General features: G+C 41.9%; 17 protein-coding genes and 1 pseudogene. 3 read left to right on the top strand and 15 right to left on the bottom strand.

The features are described 5' to 3' along the window. Positions 1–134 precede the first annotated feature (134 nt). The 15 genes and pseudogenes from BROSI_RS05515 to BROSI_RS05445 form a co-directional block, all read right to left on the bottom strand. The gene (locus tag BROSI_RS05515; RefSeq protein ID WP_052562764.1) at positions 135–704 is read right to left on the bottom strand and encodes a winged helix-turn-helix transcriptional regulator; all 570 of its coding nucleotides are present in this window, start codon (positions 702–704) and stop codon (positions 135–137) included. Positions 705–1,050: 346 nt separating this feature from the next. After that, positions 1,051–1,929, bottom strand: a complete 879-nt coding sequence (locus tag BROSI_RS05510) for a HEAT repeat domain-containing protein (protein ID WP_052562763.1) — start codon at positions 1,927–1,929, stop codon at positions 1,051–1,053. Between the two features lie 11 nt (positions 1,930–1,940). After that, entirely contained in the window at positions 1,941–3,473 is a 1,533-nt protein-coding gene (locus tag BROSI_RS05505; RefSeq protein WP_082059059.1) for a phosphomannomutase/phosphoglucomutase, read from the bottom strand. A gap of 12 nt (positions 3,474–3,485) precedes the next feature. Further along, positions 3,486–4,064: a flavodoxin family protein gene (locus BROSI_RS05500; RefSeq protein WP_052562762.1), complete on the bottom strand. Its 579-nt coding sequence runs from the start codon at positions 4,062–4,064 to the stop codon at positions 3,486–3,488. Next, complete coding sequence (locus BROSI_RS05495; RefSeq protein WP_052562761.1) at positions 4,061–5,011, bottom strand: UDP-glucuronic acid decarboxylase family protein; 951 nt, start codon at positions 5,009–5,011, stop codon at positions 4,061–4,063. Before BROSI_RS05495 ends, BROSI_RS05500 begins: the two co-directional genes overlap by 4 nt. Before the next feature lie 353 nt (positions 5,012–5,364). Continuing rightward, positions 5,365–5,802 carry a VanZ family protein gene (locus BROSI_RS05490; protein ID WP_052562760.1) on the bottom strand — a complete coding sequence of 146 codons (438 nt, stop codon included), beginning with the start codon at positions 5,800–5,802 and terminating at the stop codon, positions 5,365–5,367. Next, positions 5,786–6,459, bottom strand: a pseudogene (locus tag BROSI_RS05485) (NYN domain-containing protein). The gene BROSI_RS05490 and the pseudogene BROSI_RS05485 overlap by 17 nt, the downstream one beginning before the upstream one ends. Next, positions 6,453–7,739, bottom strand: a complete 1,287-nt coding sequence (locus BROSI_RS05480; protein ID WP_157842399.1) for a dihydroorotase — start codon at positions 7,737–7,739, stop codon at positions 6,453–6,455. The pseudogene BROSI_RS05485 and the gene BROSI_RS05480 overlap by 7 nt, the downstream one beginning before the upstream one ends. Positions 7,740–7,907: 168 nt before the next feature. Then, positions 7,908–8,525: an endonuclease III domain-containing protein gene (locus BROSI_RS05475; RefSeq protein ID WP_052562757.1), complete on the bottom strand. Its 618-nt coding sequence runs from the start codon at positions 8,523–8,525 to the stop codon at positions 7,908–7,910. Continuing rightward, positions 8,518–9,489, bottom strand: a complete 972-nt coding sequence (locus BROSI_RS05470; RefSeq protein ID WP_052562756.1) for a GSU2086 family protein — start codon at positions 9,487–9,489, stop codon at positions 8,518–8,520. Before BROSI_RS05470 ends, BROSI_RS05475 begins: the two co-directional genes overlap by 8 nt. A gap of 27 nt (positions 9,490–9,516) precedes the next feature. Beyond that, positions 9,517–9,687 carry a DUF362 domain-containing protein gene (locus tag BROSI_RS05465; protein ID WP_052562755.1) on the bottom strand — a complete coding sequence of 57 codons (171 nt, stop codon included), beginning with the start codon at positions 9,685–9,687 and terminating at the stop codon, positions 9,517–9,519. 13 nt (positions 9,688–9,700) lie between these two features. Continuing rightward, on the bottom strand, positions 9,701–10,753 hold the full coding sequence (gene lpxK / locus BROSI_RS05460) for a tetraacyldisaccharide 4'-kinase (RefSeq protein ID WP_052562754.1): 1,053 nt from the start codon (positions 10,751–10,753) through the stop codon (positions 9,701–9,703). Between the two features lie 90 nt (positions 10,754–10,843). Continuing rightward, positions 10,844–11,476: an HNH endonuclease gene (locus BROSI_RS05455; RefSeq protein WP_052562753.1), complete on the bottom strand. Its 633-nt coding sequence runs from the start codon at positions 11,474–11,476 to the stop codon at positions 10,844–10,846. A gap of 160 nt (positions 11,477–11,636) precedes the next feature. Further along, positions 11,637–12,470, bottom strand: coding sequence for a bifunctional hydroxymethylpyrimidine kinase/phosphomethylpyrimidine kinase (gene thiD / locus BROSI_RS05450; protein WP_052565660.1), 834 nt, complete (start codon positions 12,468–12,470; stop codon positions 11,637–11,639). 89 nt (positions 12,471–12,559) lie between these two features. Beyond that, on the bottom strand, positions 12,560–13,447 hold the full coding sequence (locus BROSI_RS05445; RefSeq protein WP_052562752.1) for an MBL fold metallo-hydrolase: 888 nt from the start codon (positions 13,445–13,447) through the stop codon (positions 12,560–12,562). A gap of 131 nt (positions 13,448–13,578) precedes the next feature. Here BROSI_RS05445 and BROSI_RS05440 point away from each other — a divergent pair, with 131 nt between their 5' ends. The 3 genes from BROSI_RS05440 (at position 13,579) to BROSI_RS05430 (ending at position 16,780) form a co-directional block, all read left to right on the top strand. Beyond that, positions 13,579–14,190 (top strand): Reeler domain-containing protein, encoded by a 612-nt coding sequence (locus BROSI_RS05440; RefSeq protein WP_052562751.1) that lies wholly within the window; start codon positions 13,579–13,581, stop codon positions 14,188–14,190. Positions 14,191–14,249: 59 nt separating this feature from the next. Beyond that, positions 14,250–15,605 carry a hypothetical protein gene (locus BROSI_RS05435; RefSeq protein ID WP_052562750.1) on the top strand — a complete coding sequence of 452 codons (1,356 nt, stop codon included), beginning with the start codon at positions 14,250–14,252 and terminating at the stop codon, positions 15,603–15,605. A gap of 149 nt (positions 15,606–15,754) precedes the next feature. Next, entirely contained in the window at positions 15,755–16,780 is a 1,026-nt protein-coding gene (locus tag BROSI_RS05430; RefSeq protein WP_052562749.1) for a hypothetical protein, read from the top strand. Positions 16,781–17,134 lie beyond the last annotated feature (354 nt).

The raw sequence follows: 17,134 nt of genomic DNA, 5'->3' as shown, positions 1-17,134 counted from the left end.
AAAAAATTGAAACCACAGATTGTACAGATGACAAAGATAAAGAACCTGAGATTCCTGGAAATAATAGACCACCGCAGCACGGAGACACTGAAACTATAAAACATACTTTTTATTCTCAATTTTTTAAATTTTTGCTAAATTCTGATATCGACAATTTCTACAGAGTCAGGTATGAGTTTTGCTAAATGAACGTCCAATTCTTTCGTTATTAAGAGGAATCGGGGGGAGTGCTTGTGTATTTCTTCGATTCCTACCACCTGATAGCCAAATATCCTGATTTTTTTTTCATTATCAACAATCGCAACAAGGTCTATTTCTTTATCCTGGATAACGAGGTAGGCCATCTCCATGAGGTCTGTGACACCATAAATGGCAACGGAGTCTTTATCCTGAAAGGAGATGCTATCAATCTTATTTTCAACATTTTTTCTCACAGCCTTATAGAAATGAAAATTCCTGTCAAAAAATTTATAGGCAAGCTGTGTTTTTTCAGCAATCCCTTTGGGAGTCAGAATGTACCGGATCCTTCTGGGGTTTACACCCAGCATTTTCACCAAACCCCTCTTCGTGAGTTTTTTTAAAGCAAAATTTATGGAAGCTACATTAATGCCCAACTGCAAAGAAAGCTGGCGCTGGGAGATCTGCTCTCCATTTTCAATTGATTGGAGGATGTTATATTGGGTGATTTCTTCCTGGTTAGACATAAAGCGTTAATTACTCAAAATCAGGCGCAAATCCCTTGAGTTCCTCTGTAATCCTGAGTAAATTCCACGAATCTTAGTACGTAGAGGGAATGAATCAACACGCTTTCTTTTTGAAACAACTTATTTTCCATGAAGAGCTTGCGTATGAATGGGAAGTCAGTAAGCAAATATTCGATTTGCGACTTTCTAGATATTCCTCCCGCAGTTTCGTTCGCTACGGGAGGAACGGGGTCTCTCAATTGGGTGATGTGAGAGATTGTGTTTACAAGAATAAACGTTTATTTTTTTAAACGTTTGTTATTTAAAACGTTTTTTGAGAAAATGTCAACACAAAAGTAAAAAACTTTTATTTTCCGGTATTAAGTTCTTCTAATGTTTCCTGCGCCAGCTCCCGCACAGAACCGTCTTCATCATTGAGGGCGCTCTTTATAAATTCGATAGCAGCCTCTCCACCCACTTCTCCTAATGCTTCTACGGCACTTTCACGCACCCATGGGTCCCGATCTTTGAGTGCTATAGAAAGGGGGTCGACAATGCTTTTGTCGCCCATATCCAGTAAGGCATCAATAGCGCTTAATCGCACGTCTTCGGTGGGGTCATTCGTCAGCGCCTTTGAGATAATTTCTATTGCCCTTGGATCTTTGCTTTCCCCCAGAGCGGTAATTGCATCTTCTCTCTTCCCAGGATCTTCATTTTCCAGGGCATCTTTTACTAAGGATTCAAAGGAGGGTTTTTCCTTTTTTGGTTTTTCTTTTTTGGCAACTGGCATCCCTGGCTTGGGAGTGGCTTTTTTCGGAGGCTCGTTCTTTACTTTTGTAAAAATTTCTTTGGACTTACTAGCACGAACAATAGAAAGTTTCCCTTCTTTCACCTCGTGGAGGGCATAGGCAAAGGCATAATTCTTATCTTTCAGGATCCGGCGCACCCCTTCTCCGATAGGTATGTTTTGGAATTCTACGGTAACAATCCCGTCAATTGAATCGTTGAGCCATATTCTGGCGCCACTCTGTGACATGATTTCTTTTAAGACCTTTTCCAAAGGAGAATTTTTTATCTTTACCGATAATTGGCCATTACTGAATTTGATATCGAGGACTTCTCCGCCTGTTGACACATTAGCCCAAAGGGCATGCCTTATGTTGGCTGTGAAAACAAGCGAAGATACCATGCCGGTAAGTAAGCCAATTCGCGTATATTTATACATTGTGTTGATAAAAGGAAACATAAATAATCATTCTAGAAGGATTTCCCTTGAATAATGTTGATTAACAGCCTTTTCCCCTTCTCCATAATTTCATGTGTTCTTCCCTCCAGATTTAAACGGAGCAGGGGTTCGGTATTGGATTTTCTCACGTTAAACCACCAGTCATGGTATTCTACGGTAATTCCGTCCAGATGGTCTACCTTTCCGTTGGAAAATTTATTGGTAATTTCCGCAATCTTCGCATCCTTATCGTCTACCTCAAAATTTATTTCACCGGTAGAATAGTACCTCTTCAGTGGCGCCACGATGTTTGAAAATGGAATGCGTTTTGAACTCAAGATGTCCAAAACCATGAGAAAAGCGATCATCCCAGAATCCGAGTAGTAATTATCCCTGAAATAGTAATGCCCCGAGAGTTCACCTCCAAAAACTGCCTTCTTTTCCCGCAGTGTAGCCTTCATATAGGCATGACCAACCCGCTCACGATAAGGGACACCACCTGCAGCCTTTATCTCTTCGGGAACGACCCAACTCGATCGGAGGTCATACAAAATCGTTGCCCCTTTTTCCCGTTCAAGAAATTGCCTTGCAATCAACGCCGTAATGATATCGCATCCAACTGTCCGTCCCATCTCATCGATAAAGACACACCGGTCGGCATCTCCGTCGAATGCAACCCCCAGATGGGCCCGTGTCTCGCGCACCTTCTTTTGCAAATCAACAAGATTTTCAGGCTTTAATGGATTGGCTTCGTGATTGGGGAAATTTCCGTCCAGTTCAAAATACAATGGAATAATTTCGATGGGAAGCCCTCCACAAACAACGGGAACCGTTTTGCCTGCCATCCCATTTCCCGCATCGATTACTATACGGAGGTGTCTGAGGTTGCTGGCAAATTTTAAGACATGCTTCTTATAATCTCCAAAGATATCGCCCTGAATGACCTTGCCAAGTTGCTCCCCGCGTAAGGGATGATACTGCTTTGTCAGTTTTGCAATCCGCTCTATCCCCGTCTCGTAACTGAGTGGAATGGCCTGTTTCCTGCATATTTTTAATCCGTTATACCCGGCGGGATTATGAGAGGCGGTAACCATGACACTTCCGTCGTACTTGTAATGTCCCACAGCGAAATAGGTCATCTCCGTTGAAACGACGCCCACATTAACAACATTCAGCCCCGCTGTGCATAAGCCATCGATCAAGGCATTGGCAAGTGGTTTCGAAGATGGCCTCATATCCCTGCCTACAACAATGTTTTTCACGTCCGGATTTTCTTCCTTAAAAAACTGGCAGAGGGCCGTTCCGATCTTGTGTGCCGTCTGATCATTAATCTCTGATGGATATTTCCCACGGATATCGTAACTTTTAAAGATATTCATAGAAAGTTTAGACTCAGCATGTGACTGGTTAAAAATCGCTGGTTCGACCTTCTCCAGACATACATTGCATTTCGGGTAATTCACCCTCTGTCTGCCCTTACATACGGAATCGCTAATGGTATACGACTCACCCGGACAACGGCGTTGACGTTCTTCACCCCTTTCGATAATCTGTCCTTTTTTCATACATGCTGCTCCTTACAGTTTCAACAACTGTCTGCCTGCATCAAATGCCTGTTGTAATAGCTCCTGCCTCTTATTTACGGAGCCTTTCTCTTCCAATCCGGCACACAATATGTCTCCCGCATATTTCGTGTCTAATACATGGAAAAAAGACTTTATTGTTTTTATAGCACCGATGAACAACCCTTCTTTGGCATCGCGCGCCGCAGTTGCGATAAAAAAACCCCTTGCAAATCTTCCATCTTCCCTGATGGGTAAGTTTAAAATATATTTCCGGGCCCAAAAGGCCTGGCAACGGTCGATAAGCGCCTTCAGTTGAGCACTTACACTCATAAAGTAAATGGGAGTGGCAACAATAATAGCGTCAGCATCCACGAGCTGGGAATAAATTTTTTGCATATCATCATTGATAACACACACACCTTTTTCAAAACAGCCGCCGCAAGAATTACATGGGGCAATCTGTAAATCACGAACAATGATCTTCTGGACTTCGGTATTACATGCCATAGATCCCTTCATGGCTTGATCGAGCAATATGTCTGAGTTACCATGGGGACGCGGGCTACCGAAAATGCCAATCACTTTTTTCATCGATTTTTTTCAAAAGAAGATAACGTATCTTTAAAATATCGAAGCGTCTTACGCAGACCTTCTTCACGAACAATCTTTGGTTCCCAGCCTAAAACCTTCTTTGCCCTGGAAATGTCGGGCTGCCGAATCTTGGGGTCATCAACCGGAAGGGTTTTGAATATAATCCTGCTTTTGCTTCCGGTTAGGGCAAGTATCTCCTTTGCCAACTGGTGAATGGTTATCTCCTCAGGATTACCAATATTTACAGGATCATACTCATTTGAAAGAAGTAACCGATAGATACCTTCGACAAGATCGGAGACGTAGCAGAAGCTCCTCGTCTGCAAACCGTTCCCGAACACCGTAATATCCTCACCCCTGAGCGCCTGGCATATAAAATTCGGGAGCGCACGGCCGTCTTTTACCCGCATCCGGGGTCCGTAGGTATTGAATATTCTCACGATTCTGGTATCCATGTGATGGTATCGATGATATGCCATAGTCATTGCTTCCGCAAATCGTTTTGCCTCGTCATAGACCCCCCTCGGGCCAACAGGGTTCACATGACCCCAATAATCTTCCCGTTGAGGATGGATTTGCGGGTCTCCATACACTTCCGAGGTAGATGCCAACAGGAATTTTGCCTTCTTTGTCTTGGCCAACCCCAGGCTGTTTAAGGTACCCAGGGAACCAACCTTTAAGGTTTGTATAGGGAATTCCAGGTAGTCAAAGGGACTGGCTGGTGAAGCAAAATGCAGCACATTATCCACCTGTCCATCTACATAAATGTAATCGCTTACATTGTGTTTTATAAAACGGAATTGGCTATTTCCCATCAAGTGGACTATATTCTCCACCTTGCCCGTCAGCAAGCTGTCGATACAGATAACCTGATGTCCCTTCTCAATTAAATAATCACACAGATGCGAACCAATAAACCCAGCGCCACCGGTAATTACCGTTCTCATGGAAGAATATCCCTCTAGAATACTGTAAATTCCAATGTTATAAAGAACTTACGGTGAATTCTACAACATTTTCATCAATATTCAAGAACATAGTGTTTTTTGTATTTTTCATAACTGGCTGGTACTGTGTTTGTTATGACCGCAACTAATTGTATTGTAACGTGTTATAGATTTCAAGTTTTCCTGTCAATTCCGATTAATTCCGTAGAATTACGCTGTGGTTGACTACAATTTGACTACAGTCAGAACTTTTTAAAAATGAGTTTGTTGGAGCGGAATAAAGACCGAAAAATACATTTCTTTGACTATATTTCTGATTCATATTTTTTAAGTCGGTTGCAGAATTTGGGGATTTAATTTCCCCCTACATCAGTAATAGGAGTTTTTTCCATTGCAAGGAATTTCTTCTTTATTTGTCGTTTGGAAGTTACTATATGCCATAAGAAACCGGCAGTCGCTGCACCAGCCGTATCTGCTAACCAGTCAAGGATATCTACTGAACGGTTCGGTGTGAAAAATTGGTGGAACTCATCCGACGCTCCGTAGAGGGAAGTGATGCTAATTGCGAGAATAATCTTATATATCCACTTGCTTCCTACTGTGACGGAAGAAAGCGACCAGCAGATCATGAGGCATAAGAAACCAAACAACATAAAATGAATAAGCTTATCTGTGTAAGGTGGAAGGTTGATAGAAGAGGTGTCCTCCGAAGATGCGGCAAAGATAAGATAGGCATATGCAAGTGTTAACAGACATTTAAAAATCCAAGGTACTCTAATCTTGATGTTCATTCTTTTCAGTTTCTTGAAAGATACGGAGCCAGTATTGTGTCTCATCGGCAGCGGGTCCCAGGTATTTGTAGATCGGGTCATCCACAGTATGCGGCAGTTTCTTTTTTGCCTTCGTCCTTGGTAGTTCTGTTTTTATTACGGAAGGTTTTACCTCTTCGTTGGGAAGATTTTTGAAAATGTCTTTCCAGTATTTTGCATCGTCTTCCGAAGGGCCTTCCCGTTTACTCTCTGGCTCATCAGAGGTATTTTTTTTATCTTTATTCAGAATCTCCAGGATTTCTTTGTACATTGCCTTTGGTTCAATAATATGACAACCGCATTTTCTGACGTGCCGTTTTATATCGTTGTCATAGGTTACAATGGAAACATCTCCTGGGTTTTGACAAAGGTTTGTGATGTTTTTGATTTCTGTGTCCGCATTTATACCTGATTTTGAATAAATTACGGTGATACCAGAACAGGTTTGTTTTTTTGGTAAAGCGGCCTGAGTATAATTACCATCAAACACCACAATGACATCGTAATGTTTTTTTCTTTATATTTTACAAACAGGGATATTATATAGTCCCGTACGTGTTCAATTTGGTTTACTCCAACGTGCTTTTCGAGAGCTGGTACTGTAAATATAAAGTTATAGCCATCGATGATGATTAACATACCATTTGGCAATTTTCAACGATTACCTTTCCACCAACAATAGTGGTTACGACCTGTCCCTTTAATTTCCAACCATTAAAGGGACAGTTTCTGGCCTTTGACTCAAATTTTTCGACTTCAACTGTCCATTCTTTTGTCAAATCAATAATAGCAATATCTGCCGGCATGCCCACAGCGAGACGGCCTCCGGTTACATTAAATATCCGTGCGGGATTGGTGGACATTTTTTGGACAATCTCTTTCAATGACAGGATGCCAGGATGGACTAATTTTGTAAGAATGACGCCAAGTGCATTCTCAAGTCCAACAAAACCCGAAGCCCCCTTTTTTATATCATCATGGGTATGTGGAGCGTGATCTGTAGCAATGACATCAACGAGACCATTTGATAAACTTTTCTGGAGTGCCTCTCTGTCTTCCCGGGAACGTAAAGGGGGGTTGGTTTTCGGTACATTTCCACTTGAATCTCTGAAGGTTTCATCCAACAGTAAATGATGAGGTGTAACTTCACAGGAGATATTTGCAATGTGTCTTTCTTTCGCTTGTTGAATAACCTCCAGGGTACTTTTCAGGCTAACATGCGAGACATGGAGCCATCCCCTGGCCTGTTCAGTATATTTGATCTCCCGGAGGACAAAGTCCGTTTCATGACAAAATGGTTTGCCGGGAAAGTGTGCTACATGGGTATCTTTTTTGGCCTTATCTAAAGAGACTTGAGAATCTTCACAATGAGGACTTATGATAAGTTTGTTTCTTGCAGCTAGCTCACACGCCTTTTTCATTAAGGTTTCGTAAAATACCGGATTTCCATCATCCGAGAGTGCGCGTACCCGCTTGTCCGTTGCCAGCTTATCAATATCTGTTAATTCCTCTCCCAATAATCCCTTTGTGATGCATGCCTTTGTATAGATGTTCACTATGCTTTTCTGACAAACTCTTTCCATGAAGGATTCCACCATTTCTAATGAATCAATGGGGGGAATGGTGTTCGGTTCGCATATCAGGGTTGTATAACCACCCATTGCTGCAGCCCGTGAACCTGTTTCTATGGTTTCTTTGTATTCCAGGCCGGGTTCGCGAAGATGAACATGGCAATCGATTAAACCCGGAATTACATAGTGAGAAGTAGCATCAATAACCTTTGTATTGTTATTCGTTTTAATATCGTTTGAAATTGTTTTAATCTTGCCATCCTTGATAAGGATGTCTGCACAACCATCAAGCCCGGTTGACGGGTCGACGACATGCCCGCCTTTTATTAACACCTCGTTACATATCATTGTATTTATTCGCTCCAAAAATATAAAAAGATTAAGGAGAAACGGGGAAAAAGGAGAAGATTGAAAATATTTTATCGTGCCCTCTCTGACTCTATTTTCCATACATCAGGTATTTTTACAGTATCCTGCTTGAACCAAAATTACAAGAAATCTTTTAAGGGGCATTGTTCACAGGCTTTTTTTTGGTCTACAAAACATTTTGCCGATATTTACCAATAAGGCATGGTATTCATTATATAATTTTACATCTTTGGGGAGGTTTTCTTCAAAGAAAGACTTCATCTCGTCATAGGTGCTTTCTTCAGAAACAAAACCATGCCTTGAAAAAATCCTGTGTGTATAAGCATCCACAACAAATGTAGGTAAATTTCCTGCATATAACAAAATAGAATCTGCTGTTTCTGGCCCAATGCCTTTTACGGAAAGCAGTTCATCTCGGAGTATTTGCAGATCCTGGTTGAACATCCCGGAGAGATTGCCTCCGTATCTTGAAAATAGCCAGTTGATAAATGTTTTAACACGCCTTGCTTTGACGTTAAAAAAGCCGGAAGGGCGAATAAGCTGTGCCAGTTCTGTTACACTCAATTCATGAATGCCTTCCGGAGAAAGCTTTCCGGCTGTCCTGAGGTTTCTGATGGCCTTTTCAACGTTAGACCAGTTGGTATTCTGTGTTAATATGGCGCCAATGATTATCTCAAAAGGTGTTTCTCCCGGCCACCATTGCTGTGGACCCAAAGCAGCGAACATCTTTTGGTATATTTTGAAAATAGTTTTGGCTTTATTCATCTCCTGTACCAAGTTTTGAAAGAATCCCCATCCTCAGTAAAGGTAGCATAATTTCGTGATGGCCTGTAATCGCATATCCGCGCTGGGTTGGCCTTTTTAAGACATTGGTCTGTGGTCTGTAGTGCTGAATCATGTCCATATTTACCGTTACAAAATTCTCAACCTTGTGACCAACATTCCTTGCAATACAAAGTGCTTTAAGAAAAACCTCTGGCATAATGACGGCAGAGCCCACATTGAGCCAAACCCCTTCCTCGAGTTTTGAAACCACAGAGGAAAGAATTTTAAAATCGATATGACTGGCTTCTCCCAAATCCCTTCCTGAAATGTTCGGGTGCATGTGTATTGTGTCGGTGCCCAAAGCAACATGGACCGTGGTTGGTATATTCAGTTTTGCACCCCAGGCCATCAGACTTAGGTCATTATACGGATTTTTTTCTTCAATTACTTTATCTCCCAGTGCCCGTCCGAGACCCCTGCCCTCTTTTATTCCTTGAGCAGAGGCAGCTTGAAATGCCTCTGCAGTCTCCTTTGCCATACCAAAACTGCCGTCTTTTAGACTGAGTGCCACATCCTCAGAGGTCGCCCCGATGAGCGCAACTTCATAATCATGAATAGCTGCGGCGCCATTCATGGCAAGGGCGGTTATTATGCGCCGGTTCATGAGATCTATGATTAATGGCGACAACCCGCACTTTATGACATGTGCACCAATGGCCATTACTACGGGATGTTTGTTCTGATACGCCAGGACTATTGCATCAATTACCTTCCGCAAATTGGCAGAAGCCAGGATCTCTGGCAGGGATTCGAAAAAGGCATGTATTCCATCAGTGGGTAAGACAGGCCTGGCGAATAGTTTGATATTTGAGAGATTTTTTCGTTCCTTTATTGAGTATGTCTTGATTTTGCTAAGGTCTAATGGCTCGAAAAAATTAGTCCTATCTTCACGTTGTCTCACCATTCCAATTTCTTCCTTACAGGAATATCTCTATGGGGCAAGAATTGCTTCGACTGGACATACGGCCACGCAATTGCCACAATCAGTACAGGTGTCTGCGCTAATCACCCTCTTATCCCCGGACTCGGATATGGCATTGACAGGGCATTCGCTCTCACATGCGCCACAATTTATACAATCATCCGTGATTTTATGAGCCATTATATTTCTCCTTTCAATGTAGAATGGCATTGATCTTATTTTCAAAAATTTCATATCCTTTTACAATACGAACTCCCATCTTTAATGTCCACAATGGGAAATCCCATAGATTACGAACATTTTTTATTTTTACCTTGTCTTTTTGAGTAATAATAATTGCATCCGGCCTGATACGCAGCGCCTCTGTATTTAGTCCTCTCAATTCAGATGAGGTATACACATGATGGTCTGGAAATACCCGAAAACCGAGCAATTCTCCCCCTAAGCTTTCAATGCTTTTCCTGAATGATACAGGGTTGCCTATGGCGCAAAATGCAAAGACCTTTTTTCCATGCAAACAGTGAATATCCAACCTCGCCGCGTCCGCTAATGATTCTAAACAAATAGGTTTATGAACTGTTTCTACTACCGGAACATGTCTTGCAACCTCACGCAACCGATCAATGATTGATTGAATTTCATCGTGGCTGCATTGGTTTACGCGGGTTAGCATAATCATGTCGGCCCGTCTTAGTTCTTCTAAAGGTTCACGCAACATCCCCCGCGGGACTATATGCTCATGCCCAAATGGATTTAGTGCATCAATAGTTACAATATTCAAATCCTTTGCCAGGTGGATGTGCTGGAATCCATCATCCAGTAATAAATATTCAGCCTGAAAGCGCCTGATCGCCTCTAATCCACTTTTCACCCTGTTTTTATTTAACAGATGAGGAATATTCGGGATATTTTCCTGAAACAAGAGATACTCATCATTGCAAACATTTTCAGCCAAAGAACTGTTTTCCTGTTTTATGGTAGCTGCGTAACCCCTGCTGAGGATAGCAACCCTTTTTCCCTTCTCTTGTAAATATTTTGCTATATATTCCACTACCGGTGTCTTGCCGGTTCCCCCCATCGTGATATTTCCCACGCTGATTACAGGAACGGGAAGACGAACGCTTTTCAGAATGCCTTTCTCATAAAAAAAAATACGAGTTTTAACCACAAACCCGTATATTTTGGAGAGGGGATAAAGTGCCTTCAGAACCGCCTGGGAGCATATATCAGAAGGCTCCTCTTTCAAGACTTTTAAATAATATTCCCTAAAAATAGTTATGGGTAAATACTGGAAAAGGAAAATTTCTCAAATACCTGAACCTGTCTGGAGCAGATTTTATTTCAACGGAACAGACCAATATGCCTCGTCTAAAAATTGCTTCCATGAGCGATATCTATCTGAACGAAGTTTAAGGCTTAAGATGGGACTATGCTTTGGCTTGACTGGTTTACGTATTAACTTCATTCTCGCCTCTTCAGGGGTTCTTCCACCTTTCAATTTATTACATTCCGTACAGGCGCATACGATATTTGTCCAGGTAGTTTTCCCATTATACGCCTTCGGTACAATATGGTCTAAGCTAAGTTCCGATGTCGGAAACCGCTGACCGCAGTATTGGCACCTGTTTTCATCACGGGCAAAGATGTTCCGTCTATTGAATTTTACGTTGGATTGCGGGTGCTTGTCATAGAATAAAAGACGGATAATTTTTGGCACTTCGATTTCAAAAGAGACAGTCCTGATCCAACTGGTGTCTTCATCGGGTAAACCTAATTTAGCCTTATAGAGAGAAACGTCTTTCCAACTTTCAAAATTATAGGAGTTGAATTTTCCGTCATCTACAGAAACGACCTCTGCGGCTTCCTTGCATAATAAAACAAATGCCCTCTTTGCCGAAATTACATGAAGGGCCATGAAAAATTTGTTTAATACCAATACGCTTGATTCTAAAGAAGCAATTTGTTGCATATTAGTACATCCTCACTATAAAACAAATATTTATTGCGAGAAGCCGCAATTAAAATAATTTATCGCATAGACACATAGCAGGAATAGCCCCAGGGAATTTTTAAAAAGATTGATTTCCAGAATACTATTACCAAAAGTATATCAATAAAGCCTAAGTAATTCAAGGGAATTGTACCGCCCCGAACTGATCCAAAGTGCCGTATCCCTTCCCAGGATTAAAGGACTTCCGAATAGAGGTGGTAACAAATCTCTTTGCCTGAATAATGGCCTCTCTTAGCCCATTTCCCCTTGCCAAATAGGTAGCTATCGCTGAGGCATAGGTGCAACCTGTGCCATGGGTGTTTTTTGTCGGTATGTATTCACCTTCAATATACTCAAAGGATTTTCCATCATAGAAAATATCGATAACCTTATTTTTTTTGTTCGTATCCCATAATTTCCCGGCATGTCCGCCTTTTATGAGTACATGCGAAGCACCTAATTGATAGATACATTTAGCGGCTTCTTCTGCATGGGATACATTTTTTATCTGTAAACCACTGATATATTCTGCTTCCGGGATATTTGGTGTGACGACAATAGAAAGAGGAAATAATTGGGAGGTGAGGGCATTAACCGCATCAGTGGATAACAAGCTCTTTTCATTTTTGGAGAGCATGACCGGGTCGACAACAATACGTTTGATGTTATACTCCTTGATTTTCAGACTTACCACATCTACGATATCCCTGCACAGCAGCATCCCCGTTTTAACGGCATCAGTACCAATATCCGTCATTACGGCATCTATTTGTTGACCGACAAAGGATGCCGGTACCTCAAAGATGGAATGGACACCCAGGGAATTCTGTGCGGTCAGAGCAGTAATGACCGTTGTTGCATAGCCACCAATGGACGTAATCGTCTTAATGTCCGCCTGTATTCCAGCCCCACCGCCGGAATCAGAACCGGCAATGGAAAGGACTTTATACAGAGATGGCGCTTGTTTCTTCATTTTGAATAACAATTTTTGGATTTGTATTTTTGGTTGAACAGGTAAGCCTTTCTCTTTTAAGAGATTAATATGCTCTTGCTCCCCCATTACTATAGGTATATTTTTACTTCCTCAACCTCAAACCGCCCATCTACCTTCTTAAGGTAACCCATGCGCACTTTAGGGTCGTGTTGAAAGATCAGGAGCCAGTGTTCTTCGTATGCCTGTTTTAATACCTTCTTTTTGTTTTCCAGGGTTTCCAAAGGGAATAAGTCATATCCGGAGATATAAGGATAATGAAGATGGGCAACGGTGGGAACCAGGTCGCCCAGGAAAAAGGCCACGTGTCCCTCAGATTCGATTTTTACACATTGATGATGTTGGGTGTGACCCCCAATTTTTATGAGGGAGACGCCTTTATCCAGTTCTATAATTTCTTCGTTTACGATGGAGAGACGCTTCTGGTCATCTATAGGCAAAAAGTCTTCAGTCAGGTAACTTGCCCTTGTCCTTTCATTTGAATTCGTTGCCGCCTCCATCTCTCCTTTCTGGACAAAATACCTTGCATTTGGGAATGCCGGAACAATCTTGCCTTTCTCATTCACAGTGGTATTTCCACCGGCATGGTCAAAGTGGAGGTGGGTATTGATAATCAGGTCGATATCTTTGGGCTGATAACCAAAACGATGTAAGGATTCCAGCAGGTTTGATTTTTTATCAATACCATAAATTCGGCAAAATTTCTCGTTATGCTTTGTTCCAACTCCCGAATCAATCAGGATGTTATATCTCCCTGTCACGACCAGGGGACAGTGGAGAGATAGTTGTATCCTGTTTCTGTCATCAGGCGGATAGACCTTCTCCCACAAGACGCGGGGCACAATTCCAAAGACCGCCCCTCCATCCAGGTAAATGTTGACATCGGTTACAGGATAAATTACGAACTTGCCCGCTTTCATTTTTTCCTTTTGCCTACCCATGCGTTGTATTTTATTCATGAAATATGCCATATTATATCATAACCCACGAATGATTACTACTACACCGTTTCATAAAAAGCACCCCAAAATAATTTTATTGAAAAAAACACCTGCTTTGTGTAGCTTTAACGAAAAAAGGAGGCGCGCTGATGAGAATGATCAAAAAATCTATATCAGGTCTTGTGTTGAGCATTGTTTTTTACAGCTTGTGCGTACATACCCTCTATGCCTGGTCTGGGGGACCCCCAGCTTACCGGACAGGTGCGCCAAACGACATAGGCACCTGTAATGACATAGGCTGTCATAATTCCTTTGAACTCAATTCAGGAGAGGCTGTATTTTCAATTATGGGGCCTGACACGTACATTCCGGGCAAGTTCGTCAAAATAGAGATTTCATTTACGGGGTCAAGCGGGGAATTGCACGGGTTTGAGATGACGGCGCTGGATGCCAATAATAACAGGGTTGGAAAGTTCAAGAGAATAAATAGCAAAACGCAAGTAATTCGTCCAAATGATTTTCGGGGGCTTGATGCGGCAGATAAGGGCAAATATATAGAACATACCGCTGCCGGTAATAAAAAGGCGAAATGGAGGGTCAAGTGGAAGGCCCCCGCTGACGCAACCGATCCAATAACATTTTATGCCGCTGGAAACGATGCAAACGGTAACGATAACCCCACCGGCGATTTCATCTATACAACTACAAAGGAAATGAATGCGGTGTCTTCTGTAAAGACCTCCGATTTTGGCCATAACTAATACATACCATTGTAATGCGCCTGTGTTTCTCTATATCAAGAATAGTCGTAATTTCCTTTGTGAGTGTCCTCACGTTTTCAACTATTCTTTTTGCTCAAACCGGGAATACCACCGATATAATAACAGGCGTAAGCGAAAGTGGTTTTACGTACAAAGACTTTATATCCGGAAATTTTCGGGCTCAATATGAAGGCCGTTGGGCGGAAGGGGGGGAAGAAGACCACGACACGTATGATTATCTGCGCTTTACCACAAGACCTTTTTTCCGTGACAAGGTAACAATATCAGGTTCAGGGAGGTTTACGGCAGACCTCGACGGAAGAGAGTCAAAATCAGGGGCATTCAGAGACATCCTTGACAGTTACGACCACCAATACAACGGGCGTCTTTACTATTTATATGCAGATATCAAGAACCCTGTCATTGATAAGTCAAATCTACGCCTCGGACGTCAGTATTTATACTCTCTCGAAAACATTCTCTTTGATGGAGCAAAGTACGAACAACAAATTGGGCCTGTTGAAAGCTACGTCTTCGGTGGTCTCAGGGTTTCACAATACTCCAGCACCTATTTTGATACCGTGACAGGAAGCGGGGTGGCTTTCCGGCCGTTTGTGGATACCCGTACAACTCTTGACTACATTCGTATTATAGACGATGATTTTGTTGATGATGAGGTGGGACTTAACCTGTGGCAAAAAATTTATGAAGACTTTAATTTTTATGGAAGATATACCCTCCTGAATACGCTACCGAAGGATTTCCTGGTCAAATTGTCCTGGGATAAGATTGACTGGGATGCAAACATCCAGGTATCATATTACCGATTCATTCACTCATTAGGCGAACAAAGCAACAACATTTCTCCTTTTTTTCAACTCCTGGGAACTTTAGAGTCTTTCGAACTCATCAGCGTGACAGGGTATAAGGGTTTGGGTGAAAAATTTGGCATATCCAGCGGTGTTGATTACAGGAGTGTGATAGACAAAGATGACGAAGATACCTTCAATCGTGACTATAACAGAACCTTTTTATCATTCAACGTGAATAATGTCCTTTTACAGGAATCCAAAGCATCCTTTACGGTAGAATATTGGAACGTAAAGGGTATTGATCATACGGTAGACCTTGGTGTTGACTATGATAAAAAAATTGGAAAATTTGATGTGGGTGTTGGCACGAGCTATTCACTGTATAAATATAATTTTGTTGGAAGCAATGATCTGCAGACTATCCTGGATAGTGAGTACACAAGGGATATTGAGCAAAAGATCGATGTGCGTACGTATTATCTGAGGCTGAAGTATTTATTATCGAAACATTCTGATATAAGTATGCGTTGGTCGTCTGAAATAAGCGACACAAAGCCAGATACCTTTCATCAGCTATTGATTACTTATAGTACGAATTTCTGAAGATGTACATAGTATCTTAGTCTTGACGTTTAGAATTTCAAAGCTGCATTTGTAGAGCGAAGAGGCTCTTCGCTCTACAGTTGGGAAGTAGCCTAGGGCCTAATTTCAAACTTTGTCAGGCTTGAATGCCTAAATTACCGGTATTTAGGATGAGAAAATTCTATTATCTAATTTCCATCGTAACTTTTGTTACTCTTACGATGCTGGGAGGCTGTAAAGAGTCTGAAATCCATTACAGCCATGCCAGGCATATGGAGAGGGGTTTAAAGGATTGTAATATTTGTCATGCCTATAAAGATGACCTCGAACCAAAATGGCCCAAGATGGCAAAATGTCTTAGCTGCCATATGAAAAATTTTGATACCGCTAATCCTCAATCCTGTCTGTTGTGCCATACAAAGCCGGGCATGGAAATAAAGGTTAAGCACAATATCCCGAAAAAATACCGGGATTTAAAATTTACCCATAAGGTACACCTCGAAAACAAAGTAGAGTGCAATCAATGTCATGCGGGTATCGAACAGAGTGATGCAATTACCCCGGATCTTATCCCGGATATGTTTGGCGCCTGCATTCCATGTCACAAAGAACAGGGGGAAGACAAGATTGCATGCGATGTTTGCCACAAGCATATCAAAAAGAATCGTATGCCACTGTATCACGAAGACCGATGGGTCAAACATGATGACCCACACTGGATACAAAAACACGGTAGCGAGTTCTATTACAATCAAGACTATTGTAAGCGATGCCACAATGACAATTACTGGTGTGTAAATTGCCATCAGGACCAAAAACCGAAAAGTCATAACAATGCATGGCGCAGAAAGACCCATGGTTTTGTGGCATCATGGGACAGGAAGAAATGCAGTGTATGCCATCAGGAGGATTTTTGTATTCGATGTCATGAGAACACAACTCCTTTAAGCCATAATGCTTCGTGGGGCGGTGTAAATACGAGGAACCGCCATTGTCTCAATTGCCATTTCCCCGTGTCAATGGTCAATTGTACGGCATGTCATCCCAATCCAGCGCATCCTTCGGCGATAGATTCCCCCCACCCGCCCTTTGCTGGAAATTGTACCCAATTAGGTTGCCATCCGCCGGGCAGGTCCGGCGAACCGCCGCATCCAAAACCTATGGGTATTCATTGTACGGTTTGCCACAATCGGTAATTGCCATTTTAGAGCATTGCGCTGTAAAAACACAAGTTTGATCAATGCTTTTACGGTAGATCATTAATGCAGAAACAAAAAAGACGCATCCGCAAAGTGCTTAGGTATTGTAAAGGGTCAACAAAACAACCCTAAATCTTTTTGGATGCGCCCTGACAGATATGTAGTTTTAATTGTAACCGATATTTATGCATAACGCAAATTGCTCATCCTCCCGATACTTTTATTCTCCCGAATAGAATAACCAAAAATTTGACAATCATAAATAAAAATAGCCTGATACATCATTCTTGATGTATCAGGCTACCTGTCTGACTTCCTCATTACGTATACCCCTTTCTGTTTTTCCATCGG

It is taken from the genome of Candidatus Brocadia sinica JPN1 (genome assembly GCF_000949635.1).
In the GTDB taxonomy this organism is placed as follows: Bacteria; Planctomycetota; Brocadiia; order Brocadiales; family Brocadiaceae; genus Brocadia; species Brocadia sinica.
The sequence above is the reverse complement of the archived record's forward strand: the minus strand, read 5'-3'. Positions and strand labels throughout refer to the sequence as shown.

Coding starts and splice junctions, on each gene's coding strand:
- BROSI_RS05515 (WP_052562764.1), bottom strand. CDS start 704: ATGTCTAACCAGGAAGAAATCACCCAATATAACATCCTCCAATCAATT.
- BROSI_RS05510 (WP_052562763.1), bottom strand. CDS start 1,929: ATGTTTCCTTTTATCAACACAATGTATAAATATACGCGAATTGGCTTA.
- BROSI_RS05505 (WP_082059059.1), bottom strand. CDS start 3,473: ATGAAAAAAGGACAGATTATCGAAAGGGGTGAAGAACGTCAACGCCGT.
- BROSI_RS05500 (WP_052562762.1), bottom strand. CDS start 4,064: ATGAAAAAAGTGATTGGCATTTTCGGTAGCCCGCGTCCCCATGGTAAC.
- BROSI_RS05495 (WP_052562761.1), bottom strand. CDS start 5,011: ATGAGAACGGTAATTACCGGTGGCGCTGGGTTTATTGGTTCGCATCTG.
- BROSI_RS05490 (WP_052562760.1), bottom strand. CDS start 5,802: ATGAACATCAAGATTAGAGTACCTTGGATTTTTAAATGTCTGTTAACA.
- BROSI_RS05480 (WP_157842399.1), bottom strand. CDS start 7,739: ATGATATGTAACGAGGTGTTAATAAAAGGCGGGCATGTCGTCGACCCG.
- BROSI_RS05475 (WP_052562757.1), bottom strand. CDS start 8,525: ATGAATAAAGCCAAAACTATTTTCAAAATATACCAAAAGATGTTCGCT.
- BROSI_RS05470 (WP_052562756.1), bottom strand. CDS start 9,489: ATGGTGAGACAACGTGAAGATAGGACTAATTTTTTCGAGCCATTAGAC.
- BROSI_RS05465 (WP_052562755.1), bottom strand. CDS start 9,687: ATGGCTCATAAAATCACGGATGATTGTATAAATTGTGGCGCATGTGAG.
- BROSI_RS05455 (WP_052562753.1), bottom strand. CDS start 11,476: ATGCAACAAATTGCTTCTTTAGAATCAAGCGTATTGGTATTAAACAAA.
- thiD (WP_052565660.1), bottom strand. CDS start 12,470: ATGAAGAAACAAGCGCCATCTCTGTATAAAGTCCTTTCCATTGCCGGT.
- BROSI_RS05445 (WP_052562752.1), bottom strand. CDS start 13,447: ATGAATAAAATACAACGCATGGGTAGGCAAAAGGAAAAAATGAAAGCG.
- BROSI_RS05440 (WP_052562751.1), top strand. CDS start 13,579: ATGAGAATGATCAAAAAATCTATATCAGGTCTTGTGTTGAGCATTGTT.
- BROSI_RS05430 (WP_052562749.1), top strand. CDS start 15,755: ATGAGAAAATTCTATTATCTAATTTCCATCGTAACTTTTGTTACTCTT.